This window comes from Porphyromonas vaginalis, assembly GCF_958301595.1.
Taxonomy (GTDB): Bacteria; Bacteroidota; Bacteroidia; order Bacteroidales; family Porphyromonadaceae; genus Porphyromonas; species Porphyromonas vaginalis.
The window spans coordinates 152,950-170,776 of sequence record NZ_CATQJU010000001.1 but is presented as its reverse complement, the minus strand read 5'-3'; the positions used below and the strand labels follow the sequence as shown (position 1 = coordinate 170,776).

13 protein-coding genes are annotated in these 17,827 nt (G+C 48.6%); 4 read left to right on the top strand and 9 right to left on the bottom strand.

Translation table 11 applies throughout. From position 1 onward, the window contains the following. Positions 1-9: 9 nt before the first annotated feature. Entirely contained in the window at positions 10-381 is a 372-nt protein-coding gene (locus Q2J34_RS00640; protein WP_298887961.1) for an FtsB family cell division protein, read from the bottom strand. 45 nt (positions 382-426) lie between these two features. Continuing rightward, positions 427-1,176: a head GIN domain-containing protein gene (locus Q2J34_RS00635; RefSeq protein ID WP_298887959.1), complete on the bottom strand. Its 750-nt coding sequence runs from the start codon at positions 1,174-1,176 to the stop codon at positions 427-429. 216 nt (positions 1,177-1,392) lie between these two features. Here Q2J34_RS00635 and Q2J34_RS00630 point away from each other — a divergent pair, with 216 nt between their 5' ends. Next, on the top strand, positions 1,393-2,025 hold the full coding sequence (locus Q2J34_RS00630) for a DUF4294 domain-containing protein (RefSeq protein ID WP_298887957.1): 633 nt from the start codon (positions 1,393-1,395) through the stop codon (positions 2,023-2,025). Positions 2,026-2,041: 16 nt separating this feature from the next. Here Q2J34_RS00630 and miaA read toward each other — a convergent pair whose 3' ends face one another. The 5 genes from miaA to Q2J34_RS00605 form a co-directional block, all read right to left on the bottom strand. Further along, entirely contained in the window at positions 2,042-2,980 is a 939-nt protein-coding gene (miaA, locus tag Q2J34_RS00625) for a tRNA (adenosine(37)-N6)-dimethylallyltransferase MiaA (protein ID WP_298887955.1), read from the bottom strand. A 141-nt stretch (positions 2,981-3,121) separates the two neighbouring features. Beyond that, positions 3,122-4,624 (bottom strand): IMP dehydrogenase, encoded by a 1,503-nt coding sequence (locus tag Q2J34_RS00620; RefSeq protein ID WP_300969015.1) that lies wholly within the window; start codon positions 4,622-4,624, stop codon positions 3,122-3,124. Between the two features lie 72 nt (positions 4,625-4,696). After that, complete coding sequence (locus Q2J34_RS00615) at positions 4,697-5,158, bottom strand: DUF4293 domain-containing protein (RefSeq protein WP_298888271.1); 462 nt, start codon at positions 5,156-5,158, stop codon at positions 4,697-4,699. Positions 5,159-5,189: 31 nt separating this feature from the next. Further along, positions 5,190-5,528, bottom strand: coding sequence for a DNA-directed RNA polymerase subunit omega (locus Q2J34_RS00610; RefSeq protein WP_298888270.1), 339 nt, complete (start codon positions 5,526-5,528; stop codon positions 5,190-5,192). Between the two features lie 61 nt (positions 5,529-5,589). Continuing rightward, complete coding sequence (locus Q2J34_RS00605) at positions 5,590-6,402, bottom strand: outer membrane protein assembly factor BamD (protein WP_298888269.1); 813 nt, start codon at positions 6,400-6,402, stop codon at positions 5,590-5,592. A gap of 932 nt (positions 6,403-7,334) precedes the next feature. Between Q2J34_RS00605 and Q2J34_RS00600 the strand changes: the two genes are divergently transcribed. Genes Q2J34_RS00600 through Q2J34_RS00590 form a run of 3 tightly spaced genes read left to right on the top strand, consistent with a single transcriptional unit; the run spans position 7,335 to position 12,115 of the window. After that, entirely contained in the window at positions 7,335-8,489 is a 1,155-nt protein-coding gene (locus Q2J34_RS00600; RefSeq protein ID WP_300969014.1) for a hypothetical protein, read from the top strand. 37 nt (positions 8,490-8,526) lie between these two features. Beyond that, positions 8,527-10,092: a hypothetical protein gene (locus Q2J34_RS00595; RefSeq protein ID WP_300969013.1), complete on the top strand. Its 1,566-nt coding sequence runs from the start codon at positions 8,527-8,529 to the stop codon at positions 10,090-10,092. A 55-nt stretch (positions 10,093-10,147) separates the two neighbouring features. Beyond that, positions 10,148-12,115 (top strand): InlB B-repeat-containing protein, encoded by a 1,968-nt coding sequence (locus tag Q2J34_RS00590; RefSeq protein WP_300969012.1) that lies wholly within the window; start codon positions 10,148-10,150, stop codon positions 12,113-12,115. A 431-nt stretch (positions 12,116-12,546) separates the two neighbouring features. Here Q2J34_RS00590 and Q2J34_RS00585 read toward each other — a convergent pair whose 3' ends face one another. After that, positions 12,547-13,485: a ribose-phosphate pyrophosphokinase gene (locus Q2J34_RS00585; protein WP_300969011.1), complete on the bottom strand. Its 939-nt coding sequence runs from the start codon at positions 13,483-13,485 to the stop codon at positions 12,547-12,549. Positions 13,486-14,097: 612 nt separating this feature from the next. Continuing rightward, a complete protein-coding gene (locus tag Q2J34_RS00580; protein ID WP_300969010.1) occupies positions 14,098-15,630 on the bottom strand; it encodes a hypothetical protein in 1,533 nt (510 codons plus the stop codon). Between the last annotated feature and the right edge of the window lie 2,197 nt (positions 15,631-17,827).

Sequence of the window (17,827 nt, the reverse complement as noted above, 5' to 3'; positions counted from 1 at the left end):
GAGGAGGGGCTATTCGCTTGTTTCTCCCTCGGAGTCGGGTCTATCTTTGATGAGAAAGACGACTTCATCAGGGCGCTGCATACGATACTCTTCGCGAGCGATGCGCTCTAGCGAAGCTTTGTCCTGCTTATAGCTGTCTATCTTCAGGCTGTCGCTACGATAAGCCTCATCGAGTCGCTTGCACTCGTCAGTGAGTGCCTGGATGCGATGCGAGTAGCGGAGCTGCTTGCCGAGGTTGGAGTCGCTGAAGACAAAGGTGTAGATACCCATCCCCAAGACGATCAAGCCACACAGGAAAGCTTGCGCCCGCTTGGGGTGCTCAGCACTCAGGCGCTTGATACGACCTTTGATACGACTTATAGACTCTTTGATAGAGGACATAGCTACTGATAAGAGATGAACGATGTGACGTGTGCGGGCTCCCGGCTAGCGCATCTCAATGGATGAAGAGCGATCACTCTGCGAGTCGAGGACTCTAGGAGAGCCATAGATGGTGAGCTCAGAGGCTCCCGACAGCTTATAGCGTAGGGTGCCGCTATTGCGAATATCTGCGGAGGAGGCTCCAGAGAGAGAGAGGTCAAGGTCTGAGACGGCTAGCTCCTCGCCATCAATCTCAGAGGCACCTGAGAGTGTAGCCTGCAGGTTGGTGATAGCGCCTTTTAGCTCACTGCTTGAGCTGCCTGAGAGCTGCATGGTCAGCTGGCTTAGCTGATTAACGATCAGATCGAGTTTGGAGGCTCCTGTTAGGTTTGCCATAGCTCGCTTGGCCTGTATAGTGCCAGATAGTTCGCTAGCTCCAGAAGCTTCGATGCTCACCTCGTCAGCTACGATAGCGAGATCCTCTATCTCTGAGGAGCCTGACAGATGAGCTGTGAACTGTGGTGCCTCAAACTGCCCAATGAAACAAGCATCCGCAGCTCCCGCCAGATCTATCTTGGTGATGTGGGGCATCGTGATATGGATGGTGATGTCGTCAGAGTCAAAGGGGTACTTGACATCTTGCTGCAAGCTGATGTAGAGGGTCTCACCCTTCTGCTCGATCTTGACATCGTCCTTATACTTCTCGGGAGCAGAGATAGACACCGAGTACTCAGCACCTTGTGTGATCTCGAGGTCCACACCACGATTGGCATTGATCGCAGTGAAGTCTCTGAAGTTGACCTCTTGTTGTGTCATTGCTTTAGATCCTTTCTTGTAGACGCAGCTAGAGGTGCAGCACCCACACAGGACGACAAGGAGGAGTATGGAGGAGGTTAGTATAGACTTATAAGACATGACTTGACTGGTCAATAGGTTGGTATGAGGTTCTTCAATTAGTTGTATCTTTGTCAGGTACTTCCTATTGATCGTCAAAGGTAACAAATTCTCTCATAAGACACGGCATTTGTAACTATGAAATATTTGTCTAAGCTCTTTATCTGCTCACTGCTGCCCCTCATACTGCTCTCTGCTAAAGGGCTAAAGGGTGCCAACATGTCACCGAACTGTAGCGACATGGATGAGCTTTTTGTACAGGTCCCTGACACACTATCTGATGAGGATATCGCCAGTATACAGCTGCCTGAAGTACGAGTCTATGGGACTCCTCACAGACCGCTCACTAAGACTGAGCGCTACGCCTACTGGCGTCGTGTGCGAGATGTCAAGAAGGTGCTACCTATCGCAGAGGAGCTGAGTCGTATGATTATTGAGACGTACGAATATGTGGAGACCTTCCCGACGGAGCGTGAGCGACGGGCACACTTGGCGCGAGTCAAGAAAGAGCTGGTCAAGGAATATACACCACGTATGAAGAATCTGACCCTCGGACAGGGACTGCTCCTCATCAAGCTGGTCAATAGAGAGACTGGCTCGACGGGGTATGAGATCGTTAAGTCGATCTATGGCGGGTTCACCGCTACCTGGTACAACGCCTTTGCGAAGCTGTACGGGGGCAATCTAGATGTGAAGTTTGATCCAGAGCATGTTGAGGATGATGCGGTCACAGAGCGCATTATCTACCTTTGGAGAAACGGCTTGCTCTAGCACGCTTCCCCACCTACTAATCTTTCAGCAGTCGTAACACACGGTCGCACTGGTAGGTGACCGGCTGATGACCGTCGATCCAGTGTATAGGTAGTCCGCGGCGGGTCATGCCTCGGAACCAAGTCATCTGTCGCTTGGCAAACTGATGAATAGCGGTTGCTAACTGCTCCTCCATCTCGGCGTAGCTCAGCTGACCCTGTAAGTATAAGGTAATAAAGCGGTACTCCAGACCATACGCAATGAGCGTGTCGGCGGGGACTTGCTCGTCGAGTAGTCGCTCCACCTCAGCGACCATCCCCTCCTCCAGTCTGCTCTGCAGACGCTGGTCTATGCGTCGTATGATCTCCTGACGAGCTAAGCGTAGCCCGATGATGAGTGGGGGCTTCTGCTGCTTGGCTTTACGAAGAGCCTCACGATAGGCTTGATACTGATCTGGGTACTGCGCATAGTGTCGTGCTTTCTCAATGGCTCGGATGCACTTGCGTGCCGAGCTTGGGTCTACACGCTCTACGTGTGGGTAGCGACTGAGTATGGCTCGCAGGTCGGCTAGGCTGAGCTGCTCTAGCTCCTGTCGCAGTGCAGCGTCGGGTGGCACTTGGTGCATAGGCTTCGTCTGCAGCACCTGCTCGACATAGAGCCCTGATCCCCCGACAAAGATCGGCTTGAGCTGCTGCGAGACAACCTCGTGATACGCCTCGTCAAAGAGCCGCACATACTCAAAGAGGTTGAACGGCTGTCCAGCTGGGACAACATCTATAAGGTAATGAGGTATGGAGCCACGCTCCGTAGTATAGGAGTCTAGATCCTTGCCAGTGCCTATGTCCATGCCGACGAAGACCTGCCTGCTGTCGCCACTCAGTATGGCGCCATGCAGCTCCTCAGCCAGAGCCACACCCAAGGCGGTCTTACCGCAAGCGGTCGGACCTACGACTGTGAGTAACTCGGGGTAGTACACTAAATACGATACTTCAGCGAGGAGATACTATCTACTGCTCAGAGAGCATAATGCCCTACCGATCAAAGAGCCTGCGTGATTAAATAGCCTGCGCAATATAGTTCAAAGCGCATAGGCGTGACTGATTAAAGAGCCTGTGCACTAAGTGCGATCCTTGCGAATGACATCGTGTGCGCCGCCCTCGATGATAGAGGTAGAGGAGACGAGTGTTAGCTTAGCATGCTCACGGAGAGACTTCAGGTCGACCGTGCCACAGCTACTCATCGTTGCTTTGATCTTGCTGAGCGTCTGATCGAGTGTGTCCTTCATAGGACCAGCGTAGGGGACGTAGCTGTCGACGCCTTCCTCAAACTTCATCGTCGTGGAGGCTCCTCCGCCGTCATAGCGCTGCCAGTTGTGCGCACGGTTTGACCCCTCGCCCCAGTACTCCTTGACAATGTTATTGCCGATGCGGAGCTTCTCCGTGGGTGACTCGTCGAAGCGCGCGAAGTAGCGACCCATCATAAGGAAGTCGGCACCCATAGCCAGTGCGAGCGTCATGTGGTAGTCCTGTACGATACCACCATCGCTACAGATAGGCACATAGATGCCTGTCTCACGGTAGTAGTCGTCACGTGCCTGAGCTACGTCGATGACCGCCGTGGCTTGACCACGGCCGATGCCTTTTTGCTCGCGTGTGATACAGATAGAGCCACCACCGATGCCGACTTTGACAAAGTCTGCGCCAGCCTCTACGAGGTAGCGGAAGCCGTCCTGGTCGACCACATTGCCGGCACCTACGATGACGCTGTCGCCATACTGCTCGCGTATCCAAGTGATGGTCTCCTTCTGCCATACCGAGAAGCCATCAGACGAGTCAATACAGAGCACGTCAGCTCCAGCCTCTACCAGTGCAGGCACGCGCTCCTTGTAGTCGCGGGTGTTGATACCAGCACCGACCATGAGCGTCTTATTGTGTGGATTCTGTAGCTCGAGCGGGTTCTCCTTGTGGCTATCATAGTCCTTACGGAATACGAAGTAGCAGAGTCGCTGCTCCTCATCAATGATCGGGAGCGCATTTAGTTTGTGCGCCCAGATGATGTCGTTAGCCTCACTGAGCGAGATCCCTTTGCGTCCTGTGGTCAGGCGCTCGAAGGGAGTCATAAAGTCAGCCACCTTGCGATCCAGCGAGTCGGTCGATAGTCGATAGTCTCTACTGGTGACGATGCCACATAGGACGCCGTCGGGGGTGCCATCATCCGTCACTCCGATGGTCGAGTGTCCCGTACGCTGCGTGATAGCTAGCACATCAGCGAGCGTATCTTTAGGGCTAACATTGGCATCGCTACGCACGAAGCCTGCCTTAAACTTCTTGACACGAGCCACCATCTCGGCTTCCTCCTCGATGGGCTGTGACCCGAAGATGAAGGATAGTCCCCCGTTTCGTGCTAGTGCTATCGCCATCGTGTCATTGCTGACGCTCTGCATGATAGCCGATACGAAGGGGATGTTGAGATTGATGCGTGACTCACCCTCACTAGGACGATACTTAGCTAGAGGAGTGCGTAGGGAGATCTTGTCCACAGTGCACTCGGGCGTTGTCAGTCCTGGGATGAGCAGATACTCGCCAAAGGTGTGAGACGTGTCAGGGAAGATGATTGCCATAGGAAAGCGAATGAATAGTGGTGGGTGAATGAGGTAGGCTCTTACGGGTACTGTCTAGCGTAGGAGTCTGTACTAGCGTAGTCTATTGGAGGCACGGACGAGTATGTCGTCCTTGATGATATTGCGCATAGCCAGGTACTGGCACAGTAGATTGATGATCGGCAGTACGATCCAAAAGCATATCTGGGTCGTCGCCTGCAGGAGATCAGCCTGTCGCCAGAGCATATAGCCGAAAGCAACGATAGCAGCGACCATCAGGAGGAGTCCGATGATCGTCAAGCGTATCTGTAGCTTGCGTCGCTTGTAGAGGAAGATCGTCGCAAAGGAGAGGATCGTCACCAGTGAGGTGAGTACGAAAGAGACTAGATTAAAGTACTTAATGCTAGTCCATCCCCTTGCTACGAGACCCGTAAAGTTGGCTGAGTAGCTCATATCCGCACCCGAAGGCACGACGGTAAAGAGCGTCAGGAGCAGTAGTAGGGTTGCTGTCACCCCACTGAGGAATAGGTATAGAGTCTGAATGCGTTGCCACATAGTGCGGGTACGATCTAGAGATTTGCTCTACTTAGTCCTGTGACTCCTCGTTTGGTAGACGGAAGTACACCTCGCCATTGAGAAACTCGGTGGTAGCCACGAGCGTAGGCTTGGGTAGCTGCTCGTAGTACTTAGAGATCTCAATCTGCTCACTATTTTCTGTGGGTGTCTCATCGAGAGCCTCCTGATAGTTGGCCACCTCTTGTATCTTCTCGCGTATCTCGTCACGCATCTCTACGGAGATTTGATTAGCACGCTTGGAGATGATACGTACGGTCTCGTAGATATTTCCCGTCTGCTCCCAGAGCTCAGGCAGGGAGCGGGTGATCGTAGTCTGTGGTACGGATTGCTTCTTATTTGTTGTTGTCATAATGCGAAATTGGAGTCTTAGTATGTGAGTGTAGTGCCAGAGGAAGTATCTCTGCTTTTGTTTAGCTGACTATCATGCGCTGTGCGCGGTCACGCAGTGTCTTAGCACGCTTGATGTGCTTCCCCTCGGGGAAGGCGTTCTCATAGTTATAGTAAGCGTCTATGACCTCGCGTAGACGTCCCTGCTTCTTGCTCTCTACGCTATTCATCGCCTGCTGGTAGGAGGCCTCTACAATGATAAAGAGTAGATCCTCACGATGCTTGGTGTAGGGATAGGCTTTGAGCGCATTGCGGGCCGTGATGATGGCCGATATGTAGTTGTTACCTAGGTAGGTACCCAGGTTGTAGTATAGGTCTGCGGTGATTAGCTCTTTCTTGGCTAGGTTGTCCTGCAGGTCAAAGAGCATCTGCTCGACCTCCTTACGATGCTCACTCTGAGGATAAGCCTCTAGGTAGCTCTGGAGCTCCTTGAGCGCACTGTAGGTGACAGACTGATCTAGTCGTGGATCGGGAGCTATACGGTATAGTGCTAGTCCCGTCTTGTAGTGAGCCTCTGCGGCTCGTGGATCCTGTGGGTACTTGCTGTACAGCCTGCGAAAGTACTCTGCTGCACTAGACTCCTGCTTGTTTTGTAGGAGTGCGTCGGCCATGATGTAGAGAGCCTGTGCACCCTCCTGCGTGCCTTCGTAGTGAGGTAAGACATCGACCATAAGCTCAGCCACGCGGCCATACTTACCCTCGTTGTAGTACTTCTTGGCATAAGAGTAGCGGAGCGTGGGGTCTTTAGACTTCTGTATGCGCATATACTCAGCACAACTACTCGTGAGTAGGAGCCAGCTGAGAGCGAAGAGGCTGATGAGCGTTTGTCTTGTCATACTTAATACCTACAGGATACCATTGCACGCAAAGGTACAAAAAAAGAGATTAGAACGAGATCGCTCGTACTCCCCCGTAAGATTCTGCAGCTTTCATTACGAGTAGGATTAACACGCTGAGGTGTAGCGAATTGTGGGGAGTCTATGGTCTGTGCGTCTCTTGTGTCAAAGCGAGATGAGCTTTAAAGTCAAGAAGTTCATAATGTAGTATTTAACGGATGCTGATGCACAAACCGTCGACTTCCTACAAATCGCTACTCGTGAGAGTTGCGGAATCTCGGATTCTATCGGACAGCCGAAACTATTATTGACGGATGCATAGATAGGAGGAAAGGTCGCCGAAAAACTGCAAACACCTAGATTCAAAAATTGTATGTGCTACTGGGTACTGCGGAGCGAGATACAGACTGCAAGTAAATATACCTCACAGTGGGTATTGTGTTATCAATCAAGCAGCGATACCTTTGTGCCGTCATGGAAACAGCCTTTTTTAGAGCAATCCTTCGATTACCACACATCAACAAACGCTAGCGCATATGAAAGCATATATCTTTTGCATACTTCTCATTTTAGGAGGACTCATACCGTCATCTCTAGTGGCTACACCGTTACAGCTTTATGTAGATAATGTCGAAGTCTCAGAGAGCAATGCAGCAAATGTCCTCAAGGGGCAAGGAGAGGGCAGAGATGGCTGTGTTAGCTTTGATTACAAGACTTATACTCTAACACTCCGAGGAGCGAAATTGACCAATAGCATCAAAATAACGGGAGAGCGTCCAGACCAGCTTATCACGGTACAACTCGAAGGAAAGAATGAAATAATCACCAAGAACTGGGCTTTTCAAATCTTTTCTCCTGTACTCATACAAGGCTCTGGGAGCTTATACATTCGTAGCTCGGGAAGATATGCCCGAGGCTTTTCTATCAGCGGGATGCAAGATGAGCTTTACCTTAAAATAAGCAAGACTACGGTGCGCGTCGAAGCTGTAAATGACAGCAATGATGGCGAGGCTCTCTTTTCCCCTGTAAAGAGAGAGGGATATGTCATAATCGAGGATGCTCACTTCTCTAGCATTGGACTTGTAGCTGGAATGAAGGAGCTATACCTACAGGGGTGCGATATAGTCAATAAGGATCAAGTATATCTCGGACAGCTCAATGATAACTGGGGCTATACATGTGCCGTCATAGCTACAATTTCCGATGATAAGCTCAACTATGGTCTACTACAGATCGCACCTGATCAAAGCTATCCCATTGCCATCGGACAGACTCAAGTGACCCGTGATAATGCATCCGACATCCTTGCCTCCACTGGCACTTCCGGCTCTGCCAGTTATGACCCCAAGAGCAACACACTATACCTCAAAAATCTAGTCCTCGACACCAACCTAGAGAATGGGATATTCTCTCGCTTTGCTCCCATCGACAAGACCCTAACCATTGATCTGGAAGGCAATGTAGAACTACACAGCAAGCTCTCGGGGATGCTCCTCTTTGGCAATACCTGTATACAAGGTTCTGGATCAATCAAAGTATATGCCGATGATGGCAGCCAAGACTATGGAGGCATCCTCATCGCAGACAAAGACACGCTCACAGTACGAGACTGTCATCTCTTTGCTAGTGGTCCTTTTGCCCTAGGAGGGATTCGTCTACAAAGTCGCCTACTGATCGATAATGCGACCCTCGAGCTCACCTGCACCAATAAGACAAGAGGAGCGACTATTGAGGGCTTTGACGCTCTCGTCTTACAACGAGTTTCCTTTATTAATCCTCAGGGGGTTCGCTTTGACGCTAACCTATGTGGGGCGACTACCGATGGAGTTACACTATGCAAAGAGCCTATACAGATAGCTCGAGCGAATTCGGTACAACACACACGCCCCTCTACACCCAGTATATCAACGTCACTAGGACAGCTGTCGATAGGACAGCCCGCCTCCCCGATGACTATCAAGGTGTACACACTATTAGGAGAGCTCATCTATGAGCAACTACTGACAAGACAAGTCACCATTCCTCTACTCTCTGGTGTTTATATCCTAGAGTTAGGTCTATACCATCAGACGATTCTAATCCCTTAATGTAAGATTGACAACTCTCATCCAATAAATAATCATTATGCCTCGATACGCCTCCGTCGTTTATACGACACTCGTTTTTTTCATCTTAATACTATCTCCTACCATCTTGCCTGCTCAAACAATCACCGTAGACAACGTCCTCATTACGCCAGATAATGCGTCAAACGTACTGGCTGGACTTGGAGCAGGCAAGGATGGGTGCATCTCGTATGACTCTAGGACTCGTACGCTCTCTCTGCGAGACGCCTCCCTAGACTATGGAATAAAGGTTACCAAAGCCCTAGATGAGGTCATCGTCCGAGTCGATGGAGAGTGCTCAGTCAACGCTGATAAATTCGGATTATATACCGAGGGATATGTGACAGTAATAGGCAGTGGAAAACTCAAAGTATCTTGCCCAAAGCCCTCTTCTGGAGCTTTTGCGATGAATAGCCCTGAGGCTATCCTTCGATTCAAGGAGTGCACTGTCGACGTTGTAGGTGTAGATGGAGCTTTTGCTGTTGCTTCATTATCTCGTGGACACGGGTTGCTGGTCTTCGATCATGTAAATTGGACTAGCACTGGTCTTGTTGGGGCAATGAATCGCATCAGTATCAAGAGGACGGATATCATGCAGCCTCAAGGTGGACGAGTAGGCATTAAGACTCCAGAGGATGGCCCTTCCTTCTCCGCAATAATTGGGAAAGACGGCAATGCGAATTCGGGTCTCTTCCAGCTAAAACGGAACAACAAGTATCCACTGCGTATCAACGACATTGATATCACGACACAAAATGCATCCAATATCTTCCCAAACTCTGTAATACCAGGAAGCTATGCGTACTACAATCCAAACATCAATCTTCTTAAGATATGCAATCTAGAGTACTACAATATGAATGTTCCCAATATTGAGAACTTTCATGACGAGACTGACCCGCCCTTGACGATTGAAGTGTATGGGGTCTGTCAAGCTTGGAGCGTATATGCTAGCATCTACAGTCGAGGGCCCCTAATTATCACTGGTCCTGGGAAACTCTTTGTCGAGACGAAAGATTTAAAGCTGGGAGCATCTGCCATAACCATAGATGATCGGCAGTCCCTAACCATCAAAAAGACAAATGTCTACGCTTCTGGATACTATGCCATAGGAGGACTAAAAGAAAACAGTGCTCACCTAACCATCGAAGACGCTTACGTTGAAATGAACTGTACGCGCCCCAATGATGGTGCCTCTCTCATCGGATTCCAATCGATGCAGTTGTATGGGGTATCTATTCTGGAGCCTCAAGGTGTAACCTTTGACCCCTCTGCGTCAGGATTACTATACAATGATGGTCGCCTAGTAAGAGAGAGGGTCGTTATAGGCAATGATCAATGGAATGCTATCTCCCGACCTAGCCAAGAGAAGTTCGTAAGCAATCCTATCATCAAGACAAGTGGTCACACCTTGACTATCGACCTAAGAGATGAGAGAAGCAGAACTAACACTGCTTTTCTATATGACAGTCGAGGAACTGAGGTTACAAGAGTAGAGCCAAATACTCAAGTTCACCTACAGCTTTCTCCAGGCACCTACATCATTATATGCGGAGATTACGCACAGAAAATCATAATCTCCTAAAGTCCCTCCCCCTACTTTTACAACAAGACAAACTATATTTAGACCAAATACTACAATGCGTTATATCAACCTTCATCACATCCTATGTACACTACTCCTCCTGACCAGCAGCACCATCGTGTATGCTCAGGGAAAGGTGTCTCTAGGTCTCGAGGTAGAGCCAAAAGGCTCAGCGACCATAACCTGCACCGATGAGCAGGGCCACTCTTACGATAGCTGGGATAAAGTTCCCCAAGGAACCCTGCTAACCATCACAGCAACCCCTAATGCAGGATACAAGATTGACTTTATTTGGCTTGATGGTGTCAAATACAAAAACGACACCCTGACTCCCCTCCTCGATAGTGAAGGGCGAGCCACAATCAAGCATACCGCCACTGGCTATATGCTCTCATATACTGTATATCTAGATAAGGTAGAGACACCTCAGCCGAAAGACTTCACCATAACTATTGCTGAGCCCAATAGCGCGTATGGGCGGATAGCCGTTGTGGACTTCTATACTAAAGAGGAGATTCAAGACAAAGCCAAAGTGCAACCAGAGACAATCATCGAAGTAACAGCTTTCGAGTACGAAGGATTCGAAATCGAATCTCTACAGATAGGAGAGAAACAGCTCTCTCGTGACGAGCTCAACATCTCTGATCATGCTACCGAAGGTATTCAGTACACTGTGCAGAGCGACATCTCTATAGTTGCGACTTACAAGCCCACTGCCCAAGAATGTGAGGTGACGATTACAGCGCCAGATGAGAATCACGGGCGGATATCCGTTGTGGACTTCTATACTAAAGAAGAAATTCAAGACAAAGCTAAAGTGCAGCCAGAGACAATTATCGAAGTAACAGCTTTCGAATACGAAGGCTTCGAGATCGAATCTCTGCAGATAGGAGAAAAACAGTTTTCTCGCGACGAACTCAACATCTCTGATCATGCTACCGAAGGTATTCAGTACACAGTGCAGAGCGACATCTCTATTGCTGCAACCTATAAAGCTAAAGAGCAAAAAGCATCCATATCTTGGATTACTCCCCCAGCAACTGAAGGTACGCTAAAAGTCCTCTCTTCATCAGGGACCGAATTAAATATGCCCAGCACTCTGCCTATTGGAGATCAGATTACCATCGTCGTGACTCCGCAAGATGGCTATACCATTGAGGGAATACGTATCAACACCCTCTTCATCCCAGCCTCTAGCCTTACAGCATCAACTGAAGGAGGAAGCCTCTACCATCATCGCCTTTCAGAAGATGTAGAGATCTCGGCAGCATTTAAGCCCATCACCCCTCCCACATACACGCTATCCTTCAGCTGGCCTAAGAGTGTAGACACTCTAGTTACAGCCACATGCGGGGGTAAAACAATAACTTCTGGAGTACTACTACACGAGGGGGATGAGGTCTTATTCTCACTACAGGACAACGACAACTACATCGTCGACCATTGGAAGGTAAATGGCTCAACAAATGCTATGGGAAGTCCAACACTAAAACTCACAATGCCCAATGAATCCGTCAATGTAGAACTCCTAGTCAAGGAAGTAAAGAAACACAAAGTCTCATTTCAGTTTAATGGAGAAGGTGGTATGGTCACTGCTCTAGCCAATGGACTTGTTGTATCTTCAGGAGCTTCTCTACTAGAGGGTACAGAGATTACTTTTGAGGCACACCCATTTGAAGATGAAGGATACACAATTGAAAAATGGACTTATAATGGGGAGATAGTAAACGACAAGAACCCCGTCTACAGAGTCACCCTCAATGCGGATATTAACGTGTCAGTGCAATTTGTCAAGGCTGATGCTATCCCGACCATCTCTATCGATAACAAGTTCTCGCCATGCTATCATCCTGTAGGACAGGTGTGGATTATCCCCTTCGGCAAGAGCATTTGGCAGCTACATAGTATTTCTGGAGACTTGATTGCTGAAGGAGAGAGTGACGCTGTAGAGGCTTATGCCCTTCCTAGTGGAGTTTATCTACTAACTATCAATAACACCTCCTATAAAGTTGTCAAGCCTTAGCTAGGCTTTTTGCGTGATAACATGAGTCTTGTGTCAGATTTGCCGACTCATATATCCAGCTTCACATAGAGCTACAAGGGGGAGAAGACTCCCTAATATATACCCCCCCACCTGGAGTGTACAGAGGCACTTAGGTGAGGGGGGGGCTTGTGGCATTGGAGAGACTTGTTCCCCAGTGGTTGACGCAAAGGTAGGGGCAATCGTCCGGTGGAGACTTGTCTTGTGGCGGGTATGCGCTCGCCTTGCTGAGACAAGCCTAGTCCTCCGACTTTGAGCTGTGCGAATGCAGTGATCGCTGGGGTGCGGAAAAGCGAAATGCCTAAACGTACTTGAGACTTGTGAAATCGAGAGTCCCCGTTTATGGAAAAGAGAAGATACCCTAGCCGTCTCATGTGAGTCGGCTAGGGTATTCAGGTATAGATGGTCTGCGTCTAGAAGGAGTAGAGCGAGCTGATAGACTCGTGGCTGCAGACGCGGCGGATAGACTCGGCAAAGAGCTCGGCGACGCTGATGATGCGTACCTTCTCGCTCTTCTTAGAGTAGGGGATTGAGTCGGTGAAGATCATCTCCGTCAGGCCAGACTGATCGATGCGCTTGGTGGCGGGGTCGCTCATGACAGCATGTGTCGCAAAGGCTCTGACAGACTTAGCACCATGCTCTAGCATGAGGTCTGCAGCCTTGGTCATCGTGCCTGCTGTATCGACGATATCATCGACGAGGATTACATCCTTGCCAGCGACTTCACCGATGATTGTCATCTCGGCCACCTCGTTTGCCTTAGCGCGACGCTTGTGGCAGATGACCATGGGTACGCCAAAGTGACGTGCGTAGCTGTTTGCACGCTTCGTACCACCCACGTCTGGAGTAGCGATGCAGAGGTTCTCCACGGGTATGTTGTGCTCGATATACTCTGTGAAGACCGTAGAGCCGTATAGGTGGTCTACAGGTACGTTGAAGAAGCCTTGTATCTGGTCTGCATGTAGATCCATCGTGATGAGGCGGGTGATGCCAGCTACCGAGAGTAGGTCAGCAATCAGCTTAGCACCGATGGAGACGCGGGGCTTGTCCTTGCGATCCTGTCTAGCCCATCCGAAGTAGGGGATGACCGCTGTGATGTAGTGTGCTGAGGCGCGCTTTGCCGCGTCGATCATGAGTAGTAGCTCCATGATGTTGTCGGCATTGGGGTAGGTCGACTGTACGAGGAAGATGTCCTTGCCACGGATGCTCTCTTCGTAGAATACGGCAAATTCGCCATCGGCAAAGTGCTCGGTACGCATTTTGCCCAAGGGGCAGCCCAGTGAGTCACAGATTTTCTCAGCGAGGTTCTGAGAGGCTGAGCCAGCAAATACTAAGTAGGGTAGTTCGTTCATTGCATTATCAGTATAGAGACAATCAGTACCACAAAGGTACGACTTTAATAATAAACGGCGGTTGCGATGTCTCGATTGCGCAGGGCTGACACACTATATATAGAATGAGCCCATCTACTCCTCGCTGGTCGCTCATGTGCAGCTTCTGACAGAGCGATTATGATGCTATAGTGTCCTAAACGTTTGCAGGATAAAGAGAAAAGGGTAGGTTTGTAATTGAAACAAAGCACAGCTAGTGAAAGCTGTCACAAACCGCCCTTTTCAATGGATAAATGAGCCGTTTTCACCGCCTCCAGACGAGCCCGAAATAGCATAGGGGGGGTACCCCCGTTTTTGCCGCAAATGTCAAGGGGCGATTGACCCGCTTGACAGCTGTCTTACACCCTTCGCTCGCCAAAAACGTTTAGGACACTATTGGACTACGATGATTTTTCTTGTGGATTCCCGCTTTAGCTCATTTACCAATGAGCGCAAATAAGCCTACTGCCAGCAAAAGATATAGCCATGTTGGAGACGTACGATAAGGGTTATCTGCCAATCTTCCATCATAACCGGCAAATGTATATGGGTATGAACACTCCGAACAATATGACGACTATAATCCTACACATATCAATCAATGTTCCAGTACGCGTCAGGATTCCCGTCAAAAGCATCACGGTATCCTTCGTTTTCATAATATCTTCGTTCTTCCTCTTCTTGCCAGGCTAGATATTCTGAATATTGACGTTCCCTTTCTTCATTTTCCCACTCCTTAATTTCATTTTCCCACTCTTCAACGTACTGAATAAGAGTATCCAAACGATTGGTGTATGAAGATTTAGGTACGTCTTTCAGCGCAATTAGAACATCTGAAGATACACGAACTCGCTTCAATCTAATTAGGCCTTCTATATAAGAGAAATCCTGTTTAAAGAGTTCTTTAATAGTTGTTTCGGGATGCTTATGAATGCCAAGAAGTTCTACATATTCAGGCCACCAGTCCGGGCTTTTGTAAAGCACATGTACAGAGGAACCCCAAATATTGAGTTGTCCATCTACTGAGGTAATATCCCTATAGATATGGTGTGCGTCGTTCGCAATCCAGAGTTTGTCAAAGAATGATTTGGCTACAATGTCTTCGTATTCTTCCTCCCATTGCTCAATAACTTCGGATGCAAGATGGAAAAAATTCCGGCGGCATAATTTGAGAAGGAGCTGCCGATTGTCCGACATGAGTGTGCAAATGTCGTTACCAGCGTAAAAGCCTGTACTGATTATTCCATGTTCTTCTTCAAAATAATCCGGACTCTTTATAAGTGGTGGACGCCAAGCTTCAATTGTATATGGCATTCTATCATACCCCTCATTAAAGAAGTTAACCTTGTCTTTAGGATGACGTGCGAAATACTTTTGAGGTTGTGCATCCTTATGCGCATAGAAGAATATCTCCGAACCCTTAACTTCGATTCTATCTACATTATTGGCGATGATCTGCCGTCTTTGCTTGACACTATAGATCCCTTTGCTATCAGCTTCAATCCATGGGTCTTTCTCCCATTCGTGACAGGGTAGGCAATCGTCATCGACCCAATCTCCATACCAGATGTTATTGTATTCAGACTGAGGATTGAATTTGTGGGTTAGAATTAAATCGTGAGTAATAAATTCTTCAAAACCTTCGTAGTCAGCCACTCCAAGGAAATGGCACGTGTAATCAATAATGCCTCCAATATAGATTCTATCGAATGGATGAACATTCTTTACCATATCATTGTCAATAGCATACCCACTCCCACTATCATCCCAAAATCCATAATATAAGACTTTTTCGGTGGGGTTACCCTGGAATGAGAGTCTTTTGAAATAAGGCCCATTGAAACAATCTTTTCCGTCTGGATGAGTTTTGCCAGTCAAAAAGATTTTCTTGTGCCACGTTTGGTCGTATTTGAAATCTCCGAAATCCAATAACAGCTTGTTGCCATACCTATCCATAAGGTAGGAATAGCCATACTCATAGTCTGGATGAGCTATTATTGCGATATCTCCAATAAAGCCTTCAGCTCCATTCGGGAATATTTGCTCGAAATACTCCTCATCTTCCCTCAATTTGTCCATGACTTCTTGAGATACTCTTTCTTCGGGTTTGTATATTTTCGGATTCATTTTAGCATTTCGTTTTTCTATAAATACTGTGGTTCCTTGAAAATGGTTGACTTATTTTTTTGCTGAAACGGATGTCGGTTGACATCGTTTTTGTCGTCAAACTAGAATGAGTTGTCTTGACTTTTCAAAGATACTGATTTTAGTTGACTCTGGTAGTTTGGGGAGTATATTTGGATTAGGTGCAGTTCAAGACGAGTCACACTCGTAAGTCCGACCTCCCACGAGGGGAGGTCGTTATGCGGGGTGTACCCATCGGCTCCCCCAGTCGTTCGGGCTACGCCCTCCGACTGGGGGCTAGGATCCGTCCGACCGCGCTGCGGTCGTTCCTCCCTAAGCCTGAGAGTGAAACGTCATTGTCATCTGTTGTGACCTCCGCAGGAGGTGATACGAAGGACCCATATTGCGAATATACGTCGTTTGTGACCTCCGCAGAGGAGCTGATACGAAGGATCCATATCGCGGATACACATCGTTTGTGACCTCTGCAGGAGGTCAGACGAATCATAGCCCCCAGTCGGAGGGCGTAGCCCGAACGACTGGGGGGACAAGACGTCGCCCATTGATCGACCCCTTGTGGGTCGGACTAGGAACCGCAAACACATTTGACTCGATCAAGGGGGCAATAAACTGGCAGGGCTGACGCATTATAATCGCTTTTTCAGAAGCTACACATGAGCGACAAGCGAGGCTTGGATGAGTTCATTATATATTATGGCTGTCTGACTACTCGACTTCGACCAATCTACAGTTTCCTTCGTATGAAACTCCAGTTTCTCACCTATGAAACTCTAGTTTCTCACCTATGAAACTCTAGTTTCTCACCTATGAAACTATTGCTGTCCGATAAAAGTCAGAAAGGGCATACCGAGGGGGCTCAATCGCTGAATTGAAGCGGTTGAGCTTTCTGATTTTGCTTTCCAACCCCCCCCCTTTTGAGCAAAACGTCTTCTTGACCTTCAAATATTACTAGTTTTTCAACAGTGTCGCCTCCTAAGCAAAATGTCTTTCAGCGAGTAAATCGGCTGTCCGATAAAGATAGACATCCTTTTCACCGTCTGATTAGCTCTATAGTAAGGAGAAATCCTTTATAATAGACATTTGATGGACTCTCTGCTATCATCAGAGATCTGACAAGCTGGAAACTCGGCTGTCCGATGAACCGAAAAACTTTTATCGGACAGCAATGCTATGAAACTTTAGTTTCTCACCTAAGTAGTACTGATAGTTAGCTCATTTCTGCAGAACGATCTACTCGATGCTCCCTCAAAAAGCTTTCACTGGACAGCAATATAGTATGATGCGTCAGCACGGGCTGGGCAAATCCAACCTTGGATTGTTGCAATAATTTAGAGTTGGTTACATATCGGTACGGCGCAGTGTCGGGGAAAAGTGATTTCCACGTGGATATTTCGAAATCCCCACGGGGGGAATAAAAAATTCTTCGGAGGAATGAAATGAAACTTCGGAAGAATCAAATGAAACTTCGGAAGAAATGAATCACGCCCACGTGGAAAATAAAAAATATCCACGTGGAGATTTGAGATTCCCCACGTGGATATTCGATAAAGGAGGGAATCGGACGAATTTCTCCGTAAAGATATGTAAATAGAGATTGGAGGTTAGAGGTTAGAGATTAGAGGTATCGGAGTGAATCGGAACAATCGGAGGGATCGGAGCGATACGACCGCTTGCGGTCGGACGAATCATAGCCCCCAGTCGGAGGGGCTACGCCCCGAACGACTGGGGGGTAGGAGTGCCATGTGAAGTAAGCGACCTCCCCATTGTGGGAGGTCGGACTGGAGCTGTAACTATAAGCTGCGTCTAGTCCGACCCACAAGGGGTCGATAAGTTGCTATCGTCTTGTCCCCGTGGGTCGTTTGGGGCTTTGCCCCTCCGACCCACGGTTATGATTCGTCGGACCTCTTGCGAGGTCCTATCCATCAGGGCGGATCGAAGGGTGGATTAGAGATTAGAAGTTAGAGGTTAGAGATCGGAGTCCCGATGGCTCCGATAGCTCTGATGGCTCCGATCACTCCAGCCAACAGCCAACAGCCAATCCCGGGCTGACACATTATATATAGAGCACTCATCTATGCCTCGCTTGTCCTTATGTGTGGCTCCTGAGAGAGCGATTATAATGAGACTATTGACTTTTGCAACAGTCTCATAATGCGTCAGTCCTGAGGGAGGGAAGACG